Genomic DNA, 14,541 nt, shown 5'->3' with positions numbered 1-14,541 from the left:
CTTGATAGCCAGCCGCTCAGGCGACGCGCTTTTTGGTTACTTTTTGTCGCTCGGACAAAAAGTGACCCGCCCAGGAGGGCGGAACAGAACGGTTGACCGACGACAACATGTCACCAAGGGCGTGAGCCCTCGATCATAGACAACGAGAGCCGGCGAGCATCGACACCATGTCACCAAGGGCGTGAGCCCTCGATCATAGACAACGAGAGCCGGCGAGCATCGACAACATGTCACCAAGGGCGTGAGCCCTCGATCATAGACAACGAGAGCCGGCGAGCATCGACACCATGTCACCAGACGGTGTCGTTCGTGCTCGACCTGACCGAGCGCAAGCGCGACGAGCAGGCGCTGCACCAGGCGCGGGCCGCTGGTGGCGGGCGATCGGGTACAGTTGCAGCAGGTGCTGCTGAACCTGGTGATGAATGGAAGCGATGGCGCGGGTGTTCGATGCCTTTTACACCACCAAGGCGCAGGGGCCGGGCATGGGGCTGGCGATTTGCCAGTCGCTGGTCGAGGCGCATGGCGGGCGGCTTTGGGTAAGCGCAAATGCGCCATGCGGGTCGGTGTTCCAGTTTGCCTTGCCGGCCGTACAGAAGGACATCGAAATCACACCCGAACCTCCATCAAGGAGCCGAACACATGAACGTCCAATTCATTGAAGACCTGGCGCCCGGCCAGAAATACGGTTCCGGTCGGCTGCGCGTCGAGGCAGACCGGATCAAGTCCTTCGCCACCGAGTTCGATCCGCAGCCTTTCCATCTCGATGAGGCGACTGCGCGCGACACGCTGTTTCGCGGCTTGGCGGCAAGCGGCTGGCACACCGCGGCGCTGACCATGCGTCTTCTGGTCGACGGCGAATTCCGCCCGGCGGGCGGCATTATCGGCGCCGGCTTCGAGGAGCTGCGCTGGCCGAAGCCGGTGCGCCCGGGCGACGAACTGCATCTGGAGAGCGAGATCCTGGAAGTGCGGCCGTCAAAGTCACGCCCGGACCAGGGACTGGTGAAGGTGCGCACCACCACCTTCAACCAGCATGACGAGCCGGTGCAGGTCTTCACCGCCAACCTGATCGTGCAGCGGCGTCCGGCGAGCGCCGTGTAGGACCGTGTGCGGACAGAAGCAGGTCAGCGAACGGGTGTGGCCAATGAAGCATGACGTAACATCTCGCCTCGACGATACCGACGGGCGACCCTCATGACTCGCAAGCGCGCAAAGCGGCTTTTCCAGACCCTGTGCCCGGCCCTGTACCTGGCGCTGCTTTCCGTGCCGGTTTGCGCGCAGCGGGTGGCCGTCGGTATCGACAACTTCAGCACGCCAACCACGTGTGCCGAAGAGGACAATGTCTCGTTCGCCCTGTCCGCGGCGGCGATCGGGAAGTTCCGGATCCAGGCATTGCATCCCCCCTATGTCGATGCCATCCGCACCGACAGTTCCGCGCCGGATTTCTCCGGGTGCAACTTTGGCGAGGCGCCGCACCCGACCGATCCGCGCCATGTTTTCGTGCCCCGCACGACCGGGCTTTATGACGGCGAACACATTGCCATTGTCGGTATCACCTTTGCGAGTTTCTGGCGGCCACACCGGGTGCCTGTGACGGTTGCGGGCAAGCCGGACGCTGGCTTCCACCTGATCCAGGTATTCCACAAATCCGGCGCCACGCCTGTCGAAGTGCTGGTGCTCTATCCCGCCGACGGCTACTGGCGCGCGAAGCCGTTGCCCGCCCGACATCTGGGGGTCAATGCGTATGGCTCGTCGTTCCTGCTGGGCCCGATCGAGCAGGACGGGCGCCCGGTGGTCAACATCGCGCGGATCGAGATCGAGCCGGAGCCCTTGTCCGTCAGGCTGCATTTCGCCAGCGGCGGCCAGGCCACGGTCATGGTCACTGAGATCAGCGACTTGCGCACCGCACTCGATGTCAGCTTCCAGCCGGCGCATGACGCCAGACGACCCTTCGCCATGCTGCGCTCGATGTACGTTGCCGACGACAATGCGGACGCGAGCGAAGCCATCTGGTGGTCGGAACCGGCAGGTGAAGGCCGCAGGACGCCGGTGATGGCGGTCTCTTCCATGCAGGCAACCGCGGTGCGGTTCGGCCGCACGGTGCGGTCGCTTCACAACACCAGTGCGCCAGACCTGATGTTCGATGCCTTCGAGGCGCCTGCCACGGTGGACCTCACCGCGACTTCCCAAACTCGCTGAACTTCGCCGCCAGGAACTCCACGAAGAGCCGGATCCGCGACGACAACTGGTGCCGCTGCTGGTAGACCGCATAGATATCGGCCTCGGGCGTGGCGTACTGCGGCAATACCTGGACCAGGCGGCCGCTGCGCAGGTAGCGCTCGATATCCCATTCGGCCCGCATCACGATGCCGTGGCCCTCGAGCGCCCAGTGCACGGCGATCTCGCCGTCGTTGGTGGTGAGGTTGCCGCGCACGCGGACCGATTCGGTCCGCGCTTTCGTGCCCTTGCCGGTGGTCAGGCGCCAGACGCCGTAGGCGTCGCTGCCCTGGCGGATGCCGATGCAGTTATGGCGGCGCAGGTCTGCCGGCGTGAGCGGGGTGCCGTGGTCGCGCAGGTATTTGGGCGAGGCGCACAGCAGCCGCCGGTTCGGTGCCAGCCGTTTGGCGACGATGCGCGCATCCGGCGGCTGGCCGAAGCGGATGCAGACGTCGAAGGCATCTTCGGTCAGCGGCGGCGGGTCGGCTGACAGCTGCAGCTGCACGTCGACCTCGGGGTAGGTGGTGATGTACTCCGATATCACCGGCGCCACATGCATGCGCCCGAACCCCAGCGTGGCGTTGACACGCAGCAGGCCGCTCGGCCTGCCTTTGGAGCGGGTCAGCAACTGGTCCAGGTCATCGATCTCGCTGAGGATGCGCCTGGCGTGCTCCAGGTAGACCTCGCCTTCCGGCGTCAGGCTCATGCGCCGCGTGGTGCGCGTCACCAGCGGCATGCCGATGCGCGACTCCATCTGCGCCAGGCGCTTGCTGACCGCCGCCGTGGTGATGCCGAGGTCGCGTGCCGCGGCGCTCAGGCTGCCCGCGGTGGCAACCGAGGTGAAGAACCCCAGTTCGGACGGCTGGATGCCCGGTGACGATGCCATGTCAGCTTTAATCTCAGGTTAACAATGCTTTAACTCTAGCCGCGATCCAAAACCTTGTCCACGGGCCAGAATCCGACCCACTGAATGCCATCCAACGTTCTCGTCCGATTCTGCTCAGGAGACAAACCATGAAGACCTACCGCATCGCAACCATCCCCGGCGACGGCATTGGCAAGGAGGTGGTGCCGGCCGGCCGCCAGGTGATGGAGGCGCTGGCGTCCGCTGGCGCGGACTTCCGCTTCGAGTTCGAGGACTTCGACTGGGGCGGCGACTACTACCGCCAGCACGGCGTGATGATGCCTGCGGATGGCCTGGACGCGCTGCGCGACAAGGATGCGATCCTGTTCGGCTCGGCCGGCGACCCGCATATCCCCGACCACATCACGCTGTGGGGCCTGCGCCTGAAGATCTGCCAGGGCTTCGACCAGTACGCCAACGTGCGCCCGACGCGCATCCTGCCGGGCATCGACGCACCGCTCAAGCGCTGCGCCCCGGAAGACCTGAACTGGGTGATCGTGCGCGAGAACTCTGAAGGCGAATACTCGGGCGTGGGCGGCCGCGTGCATCAGGGCCATCCGATCGAGGCCGCCACCGATGTGTCGATGATGACCCGCGTCGGCGTGGAGCGCATCCTGCGCTTCGCCTTCAAGCTGGCCCAATCGCGTCCGCGCAAGCTGCTGACCGTGATCACCAAGTCCAACGCGCAGCGCCATGCAATGGTGATGTGGGACGAGGTGGCGGTGCAGGTGGCCAGGGACTTCCCCGACGTCAAGTGGGACAAGGAGCTGGTCGATGCCGCCACCGCGCGCATGGTCAACCGGCCCGCGTCGCTGGACACCATCGTCGCCACCAACCTGCACGCCGACATCCTGAGCGACCTGGCGGCGGCGCTGGCCGGCAGCCTGGGTATCGCCCCGACCGGCAATATCGATCCGGAGCGCCGCTATCCGTCGATGTTCGAGCCGATCCACGGCTCCGCCTTCGACATCATGGGCAAGGGCCTGGCCAACCCGGTCGGCACCTTCTGGTCGGTGGTGATGCTGCTGGAGCACCTTGGCGAGAACGAGGCGGCGCAGCGCCTGATGCAGGCCGTTGAAGCCGTGACCGCCAATCCCGCGCTGCATACCGGCGACCTGGGCGGCAAGGCCACTACCGCCGAGGTGACCAAGGCCGTGTGCGACCTGCTCGGGGCTGGCGCGCAGGCGAAGGCGGCCTGAGCGCAGGCCTCGCCCACCATCGCGCCCGGCTGACGCCGCCGACACCCACGCCACGCTGATGCACGGAGGGGCCGACGTGACCATTCATCGTTCCGAACCGGCCGCGCTGCTGCGGCGCATGTTCGATGCCGCCATCGCCGCGGCCCAGCCTTCACGCACGCTGGCGCAGTACCTGCCCGCACCGCCGCGCGGCCGCACCATCGTCATCGGTGCCGGCAAGGCTTCGGCGGCGATGGCGAGCGCGCTGGAGGCGGTATGGCCCGGCCAGCTTGAAGGCCTGGTGGTGACGCGCTACGGCTACGCGGTGCCTTGCTCGCGCATCGAGATCGTGCAAGCTGCGCATCCCGTGCCGGACGATGCCGGGCTGGCCGCTGCGCAACGCATGCTGCAACTGGTCCGCGGCCTGGGCGAGGACGATCTCGTCATCAGCCTGGTCTCGGGCGGCGGTTCGTCGCTGCTGCCGTTGCCGCTGGCAGGCATCACGCTGGACGACAAGCAGCGCATCAACCGCGCGCTGCTCAAGTCCGGCGCGACGATCTCCGAGATGAACTGCGTGCGCCGGCACCTGTCCGCGATCAAGGGCGGACGGCTGGCCGCCGCGTGCTATCCGGCGCAGGTGCTGAACCTGCTGATCTCCGATGTGCCGGGCGATGATCCGATCGATATCGCATCCGGCCCGACGGTGCCCGATCCCACTACGCGCGCCGATGCGTTGGCCATCGTCAGGCGCTATGCGATCGACCTGCCTGCCCATGTACTGGCCGTGCTCGAATCTGACGCCGCCGAGACGCTGAAGCCCGGCGACCCGCGACTGCCGCGGATCCGCACCGACTTCATCGCCACGCCCCGGCTGGCGCTGGAAGCCGCCGCACGCGTCGGCCGCGAAGCCGGCTATGCCGTCCACGTGCTGGGCGACGCCATCGAAGGCGAAGCCCGCGATGTCGGCAAGGTCATGGGCGGCATCGCGCTGGCAGCTGCGCGGTATGGCGAGCCCTTTGCCGCGCCGTGCGTACTGCTGTCCGCTGGAGAGACCACGGTGACCGTACGGGGCACGGGGCGGGGCGGCCGCAATGTCGAGTTCCTGCTATCGCTGGCGCTGACGCTGCGCGGCGAGGCCGGCGTCCATGCGGTCGCCGGTGATACCGACGGCGTGGATGGCCAGGAAGAGATCGCGGGCGCCGTGATCGGGCCCGACACGCTGCAACGCGCGTGGCGCGCAGGTTTGCGCCCGCACGATGCGCTGGCCGCTAACGATGGCCATGGATTCTTCGAGGTGCTGGGCGATGCCGTCGTGACCGGCCCCACGCTGACCAATGTCAATGACTTTCGCGCGATCCTTTTGACGCGCGCTTCCGGAGCCAATGCATGAGACGCCTTCGCAACGCAAAGATCGTGGCCACGCTGGGGCCGGCGAGCACAGACCCGGCCATCATCGGGCAGCTCTTCGATGCGGGCGCCGATGTGTTCCGGCTCAACTTCAGCCACGGCACCCATGCGGACCACCAGCAGCGGCTGCAGTCCATCCGCGACATCGAGCACGAGCGCGGCCGGCCGATCGGCGTGCTGCTGGACCTGCAGGGCCCCAAGCTGCGTATCGGCACGTTTGCCGGCGGCCCGGTGCAACTGGGCGCGCAGGCCAGCTTCAGATGACCGATCTCGCCAGCCGCACCGTGCTGAAGGAGCAGTTCGGCAAGGCCGGACAACAGATCGTTATCTCGGCCGGGCTGCCGTTCACCGTGGCCGGTACTCCCAACCTGCTGCGCATCGCGCAGGTCCAGTAAGGGGAAATGCAATCAGCAACCCCTCAGCTGGCAAAGAGGCCGTCAGCACACTACAAGCGGCCGCAAACATACATCAATGCAGGAGACAAAGCATGCGTGGTACTGAACTCGTTCGTCGTATTTCAACGCTGGCGGTGTTTGCCGCCGGCCTCACCCTCACCGGTGCCGGCCTGGCGCAACCATGGCCGGCCAGGCCGATCAACCTGGTCGTGCCGTTTCCCTCGGGCGGTACCACCGACGTGCTGGCGCGCGCGCTGGGCGACCAGCTGTCGAAGAGCCTGGGCCAGCCCGTGATCGTGGAGAACCGCCCCGGCGCGGGCGCCACCGTTGGCGCGGACTACGTCGCCAAGAACAAGCCGGACGGCTACACGCTGCTGATGGGCGCCGTGCACCATACCATCGCCACCAGCGTCTACAAGAAGCTGCCGTACAGCTTCCAGAAGGACCTGACGCCGATCGCCACCGTGGCGATGGTACCCAACGTGCTGGTGATCAATGCCGCGAAGACGCCGGCCAGGACGGTCAGCGAACTGGTGTCGCAGGCAAAGACCGCATCGCCCGAATTCGCCTACGGTTCCAACGGCAACGGCACCGCGCAGCACCTGATCGGCACGCAGTTCCAGGCCGCCACCGGTGCGAAGCTGCTGCATGTGCCTTACAAGGGCAGCGGGCCGCTGACGACCGACCTGTTGGGCGGCCAGGTCACGATGTCGTTCGACACGCTGACGCCGGTGCTGCAGCACATCAAGTCCGGCAAGCTGCGTGCGCTGGCCGTGACCACGGCGCGGCGCTCCAGCGTGCTGCCCGAGGTGCCGACGCTGGAGGAAGCGGGCCTCAAGGGCTTTGATATCGGCACGTGGTTCGGCGTGCTGGCCCCGGCGGCCACGCCCGAGCCTGTGGTCAGCAAGCTGAATGCGGAGATCGTCCGGATCGTGAAGTTGCCCGAGTTCCAGCAGAAGATGCAGGCGATCGGCGCCGAGCCGATGGCCAGCACGCCGCAGGAGTTCGCCAGGCGGATCAACGACGAGACGGTCAAGTTCGCGAAGCTGGTGAAGGACGGGAAGGTGACGATCGAGTGATTAGCCGGGTTCTGTCCCTGGCACGTCGCGCTGCGGCGTGCCGTCATAGGTCCACAGGAACTGGCGCGGGATCGGCCCCTTGTTGCGGCCGCCCTGGTTGGTCTGCTCCCACGCATGCGCGAGGATGCCGACCGAGCGCGACAGGCAGAACAGCCCGCGCGCCAGCGGTGCGGGGAAACCGAGTTCGGCATAGATGACGGCGGTGGCGCCATCGATATTCATCGGAATCGGCTTGCTGCGGCCCGCGGCCAGCGCCTGTTCGATGGCGCGCGCGATCGCCGCGTAGCGCCCCTTGACCACGCCGCTGGCCGCGGCCTGGTCCACCAGCGCCAGCAGGCGCGGCGCACGCGGATCGACGGGGTGGAAGCGGTGACCGAAGCCTGAGACGAACTTGCCATGAAGGTCGCGATAGTGCTGCAACGCCGCGGCGACCGCGTGGTCCATCGTGTTGCCCGCCTCGATGCGGGCCGCGACGTCTTCGTACAGCGCCACCGCCTGCTCGCCGGCACCGCCATGCACATCGCCCAGCACGTTGACGGCGGAGGCCATCGCACTGTTGAGCCCCACGCCGCAGGTCGCGGCCATGCGGGCGATGGCGATGCTGGGCGCCTGCGGACCGTGGTCCACCGCGGCCATCAGCGCCGCGTCGAGCAGTTCTCCCTGGCCCGGGCCGGGCAGCTCGCCGCGCAGCATCAGCCAGATCATTTGCGCGAACGAGACGCGGCCGATCAGTTGCTCGATGGGATAGCCGCGGTAGCGGATCTCGCCCGGGCGCATGTCGATGATTTCGGTGCGCCACCAGTCCTGCGACAGGCGCTGGCCCGCATCCATGGTGTGATCGCCGGCGTTGGTGTCCTGGTCGGTGCTGCTCATATCGCGCGCTCCTCGCTGAGTTGGTTGATATCCGCGTCGCTGTAGCCCAGGTTGCCCAGGATCTCGCGCGTATGCTGGCCGAGTTGCGGCGGCGGCGTGTCGACTGCGGGCGCCTCATGGTTGAGCTTGAAGCCGGTCCGCACCACGCGGATGTCGCGGCCGACGCCGGGCGCATCGGCAAATTCACCGATCATGCCGCGGTCGCGCACCTGCGGATGCGCCAGCGTGTCGGGCACGCTCAGCACCGGACCTGCCGGCACGCCGGCGTCGTTCAGCAGCGGCCACCAGTCGACGGCAGGCTTCCTGGCCAGTTCCGCTTCCAGCGCCGCGGTCAGCGCAGCGCGGTTGGCGAGGCGCGCCTGGCGCTGGGCAAAGCGTTCGTCGGTGGCCAGTTCGGGCTTGCCCACCACGCGGCACACGGCCTCGAACTGCTCCTGCTTGTTGGCGGCGATATTGAGCAGGCCGTCACCGGTGCGGAAGGTGCCCGACGGGCTGGCGGTCATGTTCTCGTTGCCCATCGGCACCGGGTCCCTGCCCGCGATCAGGTGGTTCGACACGACCCAGCCCATGGTGGCCAGCGTGGCCTCCAGCATCGACACGTCGATGAAGTAGCCCTCGGTGCGCTGGTGGTCCGCCAGCGCGGCCGCCACCGCGAAGGCCGCGGTCAGGCCACCGATAGTGTCCGACACCGGATAGCCGACACGGTACGGCGCAGTCTGCGGATTGCCGGTGATGCTCATCACGCCCGACATGCCCTGGATGATCTGGTCATAGGCCGGCAGCGCCGCCAGCGGACCGTCCTGGCCGAAGCCCGAGATCGCGCAGTAGATCAGGCGCGGGTGGTCCTGCTTCAGCGTTTGGTAGCCCAGGCCGAGCCGGTCCATCACGCCGGGCCGGAAGTTCTCGACCAGCACGTCGGCGCTGCGCACCAGCTTGCGGAACACTTCCTTGCCGCGCGCATGCTTGAGGTTGATGGTGATCGACTGCTTGCCGGGGTTCTGCGCCAGGAACGACACCCCCATCAGGCGCTGGTTCAGCTCGTCATCGGCGCCGAGCTGGCGCGCGAGATCGCCGGTGCCGGGCGTTTCCACCTTGATGACCTCGGCGCCCATATGGGCGAGCTGGTGGCAGCAGAACGGCCCGGCCAGCACGTTGGTGAGGTCGAGCACGCGGATATTGCGCAGGGGTTTTTGCATGACTGGCTTCCGATGGCATGGCGCCACGACGGTGCGGCCGCCGTAGCGCGACTGGATGGTTTATTCGACGCGCGCGCCGGACTGGCGCACGATGTCGCCCCAGCGCGTGTTCTCGCTCTGGATAAAGGCGCCAAGGTCCCTGGCCGAACCGCCGCGCGGCTCGCTCCCTTCGTCACGCAGCTTGCTGATGGTGTCCGGCTGCGCCAGCGCCTTGTTGACCTCTGCATTCAGGCGCGCCACCACCTCCGGCGGCGTGCCGGCCGGCGCCACCAGTGCCTTCCAGTCTTCTGCCTGGAAGCCGGCATAGCCTGACTCTGCAATGGTAGGCACAGCCGCCAGCAACGGCATGCGCTTGGCGGAAGTCACCGCCAGCGCGCGGATCTTGCCTGCCTTGATCATGGGCATCGCGATCGGCGGCGTGGCGAAATAGAAATCGGTCTGCCCGCCCATCAGGTCGGTCAGCGCCGGCGAGGCCCCCTTGTACGGCACATGCAGCATCTTGATGCCGGCGCGTCGCGCGAACATCTCGCCGGTGAGGTGCCCGACCGTGCCGGTGCCGGCGGACGCCATCGACAGTTGCTTCGTCTTGGCCGCGGCCACCAGCTCGGCAACGTTCTTGAAGGGCGCTTCGTTGCGCACGATCAGCACCACCGGCTGGGCTGCCACCAGGGCCACCGGCGTGAAATCCTTCTGCGCGTTGTAGGGCATCTTGGGGTACAGCGTTGGGTTGATCGCCAGGTTGGCGGTCTGTCCCATGCCCAGCGTGTAGCCGTCGGGCTTTGCCTTGGCCACGCTGTCCAGCCCGATATTGCCCCCGGCTCCGGCGCGGTTCTCCACCACCACGTTCCACTTGGTGGCCATGCCGATCTTGTTGAACACCAGCCGCGACAGCACGTCGGTGCCGCCAGCAGGCGGGAACGGCACGATCAGGCGGACCGGCTGCGCGGGATAGGCATCGGCCGCCATTGCGCCGGTGGCACCAGCGGCGAGCAGCGCCGACAAGGCGCAGCCGAGCAGGGCGCGGGCAAAGAAATGTCCACGCGCCGTGACGATCGGGTGATTAGAGAAGTCCTGGTGCATGTTGTCTCCGGTTCGACTTGGTTCTTTCTGATAGAACTATGTTCTACAGAGAAGAACTTTAGTGTCGGGGAGGCAAGATGAGTAGGCGGGTATACCCGCACGCCTTTCCTCCTATCTGGTCTTGTGTTCTACTAGGCAGAACTACTGGAAAGAAATCCATGGACGAAAACCACACATCCGGATCGAGTGACATGACCGACGCGGCTGCATCAGAGAGCTCCAGCGGCGTTGCTGTGCTGGACCGCGCCTTCGCCATCCTCGGCGCATTCGGTCCGACTGATGAGCGCCTCACTCTGACGGAGCTGTCGCGCCGCACGAATCTGTACAAGAGCACGGTGTTGCGCCTGCTGGCTGCCCTGGAGCACGGCGGCTTTATCCGCAAGCTGGAGGACGGGCAGTATGCGATTGGCCCGCAGCCGCTGCGCCTGGCGGCCATTTATCAGCGCTCGTTCCGTGTCGGTCCCGTTATCGAGCACCTGCTGGAGCAACTCAGCCGCGAACTCGGCGAGACCGCATCGTTCTACGTGCGGCAGGGGGATCGGCGGCTCGTGCTGTATCGTGTCGAGCCGGCGCGCGCCGTGCGCGTGTCGATCGGTGTGGGCGATGAATTTCCCATCGACCGCGGCGCCTCGGGCAAGGTGTTGCTCGCCTTCAGCGAGCCCGACGACCAGCGCTGGCGCGAGGCGCGCGAGCGCCTTTGGGCAGTGTCATATGGCGAGCGGGATGCCGAAACCGCTTCTGCCTCGGCGCCGGTATTCGGTGCCACCGGAGAACTGGTAGGCGCCCTGACATTGTCCGGGCCGAAGCAGAGGCTCGGGGCTGCGCCGACCATGTTCGCCGCCGTGGCAACGCTACTGAAGGCCGCCGGGCAGGCAACCGAGATTCTGGGCGGCAGTCGCGCCCGTTTCGATGCCGGCATTGCGCAGCTGCATATGGAACAGATCATCGCCAGCGGTGCCGTCAGCGCTCAGGACGCGATGTAGCCAGCGCATTGTTTCTGCCGGCAACGCTGGCATATCCGCCACATCGGCTTCCCGATTGCACAGTGTTGCCTCGCCATTGCCCTTTATGAGGGCAGCGTCGTCGCTTCCTCATACCGTTCGCCCCAAATCGGGCCTTCACGACGGGCATGCACCAACGTCAATCTCGCTGCACCTGTCTGGTGATGTTTTGCCGCGGCCGCCGCCATTCACAGTGGCGCAAACCTCATTTTTGCTCGCAAAATTTGCATACAAGGCTGGCATACCAATTGCGATAGTGGTGGCTTCGACAAACGGCCACCTTCGGCAAAGAGGAAAGTCCAGATGATCACCAAGCCTTGTTCCGCCATGATCGCCCGCGTACGCGATACCGCTTCGGCCGGCCGCCGTGCCTTGCTGCTTGGCCTGTTCGCGGGCGTTTGCATGACGGGACTGCCCGCCGCCCAGGCGGATACGCTGTCCGACGTGACCAAGGCCGGCGTGCTGCGCGTGGCGGTGCCGCAGGACTTTCCGCCGTTCGGGTCGATCGGTGCCGATATGGCGCCGCAGGGCCTGGATATCGATGTCGCCGCCCTGGTGGCAAAGAAGATGGGCGTGAAGCTGCAACTGGTGCCGGTGACCAGCACCAACCGCGTGCCCTACCTGCAGACACGCAAGGTGGACCTGATCATCTCCAGCCTGGGCAAGAACCCTGAGCGCGAGAAGGTGCTGGACTTCTCGGACGCTTATGCACCGTTCTTCAACGGTGTGTTCGGCCCCGCCGGCCTGGCGGTGAAGGGCCCGGCCGATCTGGCCGGCAAGACCGTCGGCGTCACGCGCGGCGCGGTGGAAGACCTGGAACTGTCCAAGATCGCACCTGCCAGCGCCACCATCAAGCGCTACGAGGACAACAACGCCACCATCGCCGCCTTCCTGTCCGGGCAGGTCCAGCTGATTGCAACCGGCAACGTGGTGGCATCGGCGCTGATCGCCAGGCATCCGCCCAAGGCGCCGGAGACCAAGTTCCTGATCAAGAACTCGCCGTGCTTTATCGGCATGAACAAGGGCGAAACCGCGCTGCAGAGCAAGGTCAACGCCATCCTGGCCGAATCGAAGAAGGACGGTTCGCTCAATTCGCTGTCGATCAAGTGGCTGCTGCGGCCGCTGCCGGCGCAGCTTTGATCGCGTCGCGACCGGTCCTGACTTATGGCGTACCAGTTTGATTTCCTGTCGGTGTTCGACTACACCGACGTCCTGCTCAAGGGCATTGCGGTGACCGCCCAGCTCACGCTCACCGGCGCGGTGCTGGGCGTGGCGCTGGCCATCTTCGGCGCGTGGGCGAAGACGCAGGGGCCGGCCTGGCTGCGCGCCGGCTTCAGCGCCTACGTGGAGCTGATCCGCAATACGCCTTTCCTGATCCAGCTCTTCTTTATCTTCTTCGGCCTGCCGAGCCTGGGCATCCAGCTGCCCGAGATGGTGGCCGCGTCGCTGGCGATGGTGATCAACCTGGGCGCCTACGGTACCGAGATCGTGCGCGCCGGCATCGCCGCCACGCCGCGCGGGCAGTTCGAGGCCGGCGCCAGCCTGGCGATGTCGCCGCTACAGGTGTTTCTGCATGTGGTGCTGCGCCCGGCGCTGCAGCGCATCTGGCCGGCGCTGTCGAGCCAGATCGTCATCGTGATGCTGGGCTCGGCAGTCTGCTCGCAGATCGCGGCGCAAGACCTGACCTATGCGGCCAACTTTATCCAGGGCCGCAACTTCCGCGCCTTCGAGGTGTACCTGGTCAGCACCGCGGTCTACCTGTTGCTGGCACTGGTGCTGCGTCAATTGCTGCGCGGCATCGGCTACCAGCTCTTTATGCGGAGGTCCTGATGACCGAGTTCACCTACTGGGACATTCTGCGCAACCTGCTGCTGGCGGCGCGCTGGACAGTCGTGCTGTCGCTGGTGGCTTTTATCGGCGGCGGCGTGGTGGCGATGGTGGTGCTGCTGATGCGCACCAGCAAGCGGCCGCTGCTGCGGCGTGCGTCCGGTATCTATATCGAGCTGTTCCAGGGCACGCCGCTGCTGATGCAGCTCTTCCTGGCCTTCTTCGGCCTGGCGCTGTTCGGCATCGAAGTGCCCGCATGGCTTGCCGCCGGACTGGCGCTGACGCTGTGGAGCGCCGCGTTCCTCGCCGAGATCTGGCGCGGCTGCGTCGAGGCAATCCCGCGCGGGCAGTGGGAGTCGTCCGGGAGCCTGGCCATGAGCTATATCCAGCAGATGCGCTACGTGATCCTGCCGCAGGCGCTGCGCATCGCCGTGGCGCCCACCGTCGGCTTTGGCGTGCAGGTCGTCAAGGGCACCGCGCTGGCATCGATCATCGGCTTCACCGAGCTGTCCAAGGCCGGCACCATGATCGTCAACGCCAGCTTCCAACCGTTCACCGTCTATGCCGCCGTCGCGCTGATCTACTTCGCGCTGTGCTGGCCGCTATCGCAATACAGCAAATCGCTGGAGAGGAAATTCAATGCCGCTCATCGCCATTGACCAGGTCCACAAGTCCTTTGGCAGCAACCAGGTGCTGAAGGGCGTCTCGCTCAACGTGGAACCGGGAGAAGTGATTGCCATCATCGGCAAGAGCGGCTCCGGCAAAAGCACCTTGCTCCGCTGCATCAATGGGCTGGAGAGCATCGACTCCGGCGCCATCACCGTGGCCGGTGCGCACCTTGCCGACACCGAGCTGCAGTTGCGCGCCCTGCGCCTGAAGGTCGGCATGATCTTCCAGCAGTTCAACCTGTTCCCGCACCTGAGCGCCGGCCGCAACGTGATGCTCGCGCCGATGATCGTCAAGGGCGTGCCGGAAGCCGAGGCCCGCGCGCTGGCGGAAATCAACCTCGCACGTGTGGGTTTGTCCGCAAAGTTCGACGCCTATCCCGACCAGCTCTCCGGCGGCCAACAGCAGCGCGTGGCGATCGCCCGCGCACTGGCCATGCAACCGGCCGCACTGCTGTGCGACGAGATTACCTCGGCGCTGGACCCGGAACTGGTCAATGAAGTGCTGCAGGTAGTGCGCGGCCTGGCCGCCGACGGCATGACCCTTCTGATGGTCACGCACGAGATGCGCTTCGCGCGCGAGGTGTGCGACCGGGTGGTGTTCATGCACCAGGGGAAGGTGCGCGAGGCGGGGCGGCCGGAGGAGGTGTTTGCGCGGCCGCAGACGGCGGAACTGCAACAGTTTCTGGGGATGGTGGAGGCGTAGCGAGCTTACTGAAAGA

General features: G+C 66.3%; 15 protein-coding genes and 2 pseudogenes. 13 read left to right on the top strand and 4 right to left on the bottom strand.

Going from position 1 to position 14,541, the window contains the following annotated elements; genetic code table 11:
- Window positions 1–364: 364 nt before the first annotated feature.
- From AB1I47_RS18080 to AB1I47_RS18070, 3 genes and pseudogenes are all read left to right on the top strand, one after another.
- Window positions 365–659 (top strand): annotated as a pseudogene (locus tag AB1I47_RS18080) (ATP-binding protein); the annotation flags it as partial.
- Window positions 640–1,098 carry a MaoC family dehydratase gene (locus AB1I47_RS18075; protein ID WP_354685112.1) on the top strand — a complete coding sequence of 153 codons (459 nt, stop codon included), beginning with the start codon at window positions 640–642 and terminating at the stop codon, window positions 1,096–1,098. The pseudogene AB1I47_RS18080 and the gene AB1I47_RS18075, both read left to right, overlap by 20 nt.
- A 93-nt stretch (window positions 1,099–1,191) precedes the next feature.
- Window positions 1,192–2,196 carry a hypothetical protein gene (locus tag AB1I47_RS18070; RefSeq protein WP_407935856.1) on the top strand — a complete coding sequence of 335 codons (1,005 nt, stop codon included), beginning with the start codon at window positions 1,192–1,194 and terminating at the stop codon, window positions 2,194–2,196.
- Here AB1I47_RS18070 and AB1I47_RS18065 read toward each other — a convergent pair.
- Window positions 2,171–3,100 carry a LysR family transcriptional regulator gene (locus AB1I47_RS18065; RefSeq protein ID WP_354685110.1) on the bottom strand — a complete coding sequence of 310 codons (930 nt, stop codon included), beginning with the start codon at window positions 3,098–3,100 and terminating at the stop codon, window positions 2,171–2,173. The genes AB1I47_RS18070 and AB1I47_RS18065 overlap by 26 nt on opposite strands.
- A 128-nt stretch (window positions 3,101–3,228) precedes the next feature.
- Here AB1I47_RS18065 and AB1I47_RS18060 point away from each other — a divergent pair, with 128 nt between their 5' ends.
- The 5 genes and pseudogenes from AB1I47_RS18060 (at window position 3,229) to AB1I47_RS18040 (ending at window position 7,177) form a co-directional block, all read left to right on the top strand.
- The gene (locus AB1I47_RS18060; RefSeq protein WP_354685109.1) at window positions 3,229–4,317 is read left to right on the top strand and encodes a tartrate dehydrogenase; all 1,089 of its coding nucleotides are present in this window, start codon (window positions 3,229–3,231) and stop codon (window positions 4,315–4,317) included.
- A gap of 118 nt (window positions 4,318–4,435) precedes the next feature.
- Window positions 4,436–5,686: a glycerate kinase type-2 family protein gene (locus AB1I47_RS18055; RefSeq protein WP_354685117.1), complete on the top strand. Its 1,251-nt coding sequence runs from the start codon at window positions 4,436–4,438 to the stop codon at window positions 5,684–5,686.
- A pseudogene (locus tag AB1I47_RS18050) lies at window positions 5,683–5,964 on the top strand (pyruvate kinase); the annotation flags it as partial. The gene AB1I47_RS18055 and the pseudogene AB1I47_RS18050, both read left to right, overlap by 4 nt.
- On the top strand, window positions 5,964–6,098 hold the full coding sequence (locus AB1I47_RS18045; RefSeq protein WP_354685108.1) for a hypothetical protein: 135 nt from the start codon (window positions 5,964–5,966) through the stop codon (window positions 6,096–6,098). The pseudogene AB1I47_RS18050 and the gene AB1I47_RS18045, both read left to right, overlap by 1 nt.
- 92 nt (window positions 6,099–6,190) lie before the next feature.
- Window positions 6,191–7,177, top strand: a complete 987-nt coding sequence (locus tag AB1I47_RS18040) for a Bug family tripartite tricarboxylate transporter substrate binding protein (RefSeq protein WP_354685107.1) — start codon at window positions 6,191–6,193, stop codon at window positions 7,175–7,177.
- Here AB1I47_RS18040 and AB1I47_RS18035 read toward each other — a convergent pair whose 3' ends face one another.
- The 3 genes from AB1I47_RS18035 to AB1I47_RS18025 are packed head-to-tail and all read right to left on the bottom strand — an operon-like array spanning window position 7,178 to window position 10,326.
- Window positions 7,178–8,050 carry a citryl-CoA lyase gene (locus AB1I47_RS18035; RefSeq protein WP_354685106.1) on the bottom strand — a complete coding sequence of 291 codons (873 nt, stop codon included), beginning with the start codon at window positions 8,048–8,050 and terminating at the stop codon, window positions 7,178–7,180. It lies immediately after the preceding gene.
- Window positions 8,047–9,246: a CaiB/BaiF CoA transferase family protein gene (locus tag AB1I47_RS18030; RefSeq protein ID WP_354685105.1), complete on the bottom strand. Its 1,200-nt coding sequence runs from the start codon at window positions 9,244–9,246 to the stop codon at window positions 8,047–8,049. Before AB1I47_RS18030 ends, AB1I47_RS18035 begins: the two co-directional genes overlap by 4 nt.
- 60 nt (window positions 9,247–9,306) lie before the next feature.
- The gene (locus AB1I47_RS18025; RefSeq protein ID WP_354685104.1) at window positions 9,307–10,326 is read right to left on the bottom strand and encodes a Bug family tripartite tricarboxylate transporter substrate binding protein; all 1,020 of its coding nucleotides are present in this window, start codon (window positions 10,324–10,326) and stop codon (window positions 9,307–9,309) included.
- Between the two features lie 158 nt (window positions 10,327–10,484).
- Here AB1I47_RS18025 and AB1I47_RS18020 point away from each other — a divergent pair, with 158 nt between their 5' ends.
- The 5 genes from AB1I47_RS18020 to AB1I47_RS18000 all read left to right on the top strand — a co-directional run bounded on the left by AB1I47_RS18020 (window position 10,485) and on the right by AB1I47_RS18000 (window position 14,525).
- Complete coding sequence (locus tag AB1I47_RS18020) at window positions 10,485–11,309, top strand: IclR family transcriptional regulator (RefSeq protein WP_354685103.1); 825 nt, start codon at window positions 10,485–10,487, stop codon at window positions 11,307–11,309.
- A 345-nt stretch (window positions 11,310–11,654) separates the two neighbouring features.
- Window positions 11,655–12,467: a transporter substrate-binding domain-containing protein gene (locus tag AB1I47_RS18015; protein ID WP_407935858.1), complete on the top strand. Its 813-nt coding sequence runs from the start codon at window positions 11,655–11,657 to the stop codon at window positions 12,465–12,467.
- A gap of 24 nt (window positions 12,468–12,491) precedes the next feature.
- Window positions 12,492–13,157 (top strand): amino acid ABC transporter permease, encoded by a 666-nt coding sequence (locus AB1I47_RS18010; protein ID WP_354685102.1) that lies wholly within the window; start codon window positions 12,492–12,494, stop codon window positions 13,155–13,157.
- Entirely contained in the window at window positions 13,157–13,813 is a 657-nt protein-coding gene (locus AB1I47_RS18005) for an amino acid ABC transporter permease (RefSeq protein WP_354685101.1), read from the top strand. The genes AB1I47_RS18010 and AB1I47_RS18005 overlap by 1 nt, the downstream gene beginning before the upstream one ends.
- Window positions 13,794–14,525: an amino acid ABC transporter ATP-binding protein gene (locus AB1I47_RS18000; protein ID WP_354685100.1), complete on the top strand. Its 732-nt coding sequence runs from the start codon at window positions 13,794–13,796 to the stop codon at window positions 14,523–14,525. The genes AB1I47_RS18005 and AB1I47_RS18000 overlap by 20 nt, the downstream gene beginning before the upstream one ends.
- Window positions 14,526–14,541: the final 16 nt, after the last annotated feature.

Source organism: Cupriavidus necator (assembly GCF_040578825.1).
Lineage (GTDB): Bacteria > Pseudomonadota > Gammaproteobacteria > Burkholderiales > Burkholderiaceae > Cupriavidus > Cupriavidus necator_E.
Note: the sequence above shows the minus strand (reverse complement) of the source record. Positions and strands in the feature narration are given on the sequence as shown.

What these genes read in the sequence shown, in the direction of transcription:
- AB1I47_RS18030 (WP_354685105.1), bottom strand. Translation starts at nt 9,246, where the DNA reads ATGCAAAAACCCCTGCGCAATATCCGCGTGCTCGACCTCACCAACGTG.
- AB1I47_RS18035 (WP_354685106.1), bottom strand. Translation starts at nt 8,050, where the DNA reads ATGAGCAGCACCGACCAGGACACCAACGCCGGCGATCACACCATGGAT.
- AB1I47_RS18005 (WP_354685101.1), top strand. Translation starts at nt 13,157, where the DNA reads ATGACCGAGTTCACCTACTGGGACATTCTGCGCAACCTGCTGCTGGCG.
- AB1I47_RS18070 (WP_407935856.1), top strand. Translation starts at nt 1,192, where the DNA reads ATGACTCGCAAGCGCGCAAAGCGGCTTTTCCAGACCCTGTGCCCGGCC.
- AB1I47_RS18020 (WP_354685103.1), top strand. Translation starts at nt 10,485, where the DNA reads ATGGACGAAAACCACACATCCGGATCGAGTGACATGACCGACGCGGCT.
- AB1I47_RS18015 (WP_407935858.1), top strand. Translation starts at nt 11,655, where the DNA reads ATGATCGCCCGCGTACGCGATACCGCTTCGGCCGGCCGCCGTGCCTTG.
- AB1I47_RS18075 (WP_354685112.1), top strand. Translation starts at nt 640, where the DNA reads ATGAACGTCCAATTCATTGAAGACCTGGCGCCCGGCCAGAAATACGGT.
- AB1I47_RS18065 (WP_354685110.1), bottom strand. Translation starts at nt 3,100, where the DNA reads ATGGCATCGTCACCGGGCATCCAGCCGTCCGAACTGGGGTTCTTCACC.
- AB1I47_RS18055 (WP_354685117.1), top strand. Translation starts at nt 4,436, where the DNA reads ATGTTCGATGCCGCCATCGCCGCGGCCCAGCCTTCACGCACGCTGGCG.
- AB1I47_RS18025 (WP_354685104.1), bottom strand. Translation starts at nt 10,326, where the DNA reads ATGCACCAGGACTTCTCTAATCACCCGATCGTCACGGCGCGTGGACAT.
- AB1I47_RS18010 (WP_354685102.1), top strand. Translation starts at nt 12,492, where the DNA reads ATGGCGTACCAGTTTGATTTCCTGTCGGTGTTCGACTACACCGACGTC.
- AB1I47_RS18045 (WP_354685108.1), top strand. Translation starts at nt 5,964, where the DNA reads ATGACCGATCTCGCCAGCCGCACCGTGCTGAAGGAGCAGTTCGGCAAG.
- AB1I47_RS18060 (WP_354685109.1), top strand. Translation starts at nt 3,229, where the DNA reads ATGAAGACCTACCGCATCGCAACCATCCCCGGCGACGGCATTGGCAAG.
- AB1I47_RS18000 (WP_354685100.1), top strand. Translation starts at nt 13,794, where the DNA reads ATGCCGCTCATCGCCATTGACCAGGTCCACAAGTCCTTTGGCAGCAAC.
- AB1I47_RS18040 (WP_354685107.1), top strand. Translation starts at nt 6,191, where the DNA reads ATGCGTGGTACTGAACTCGTTCGTCGTATTTCAACGCTGGCGGTGTTT.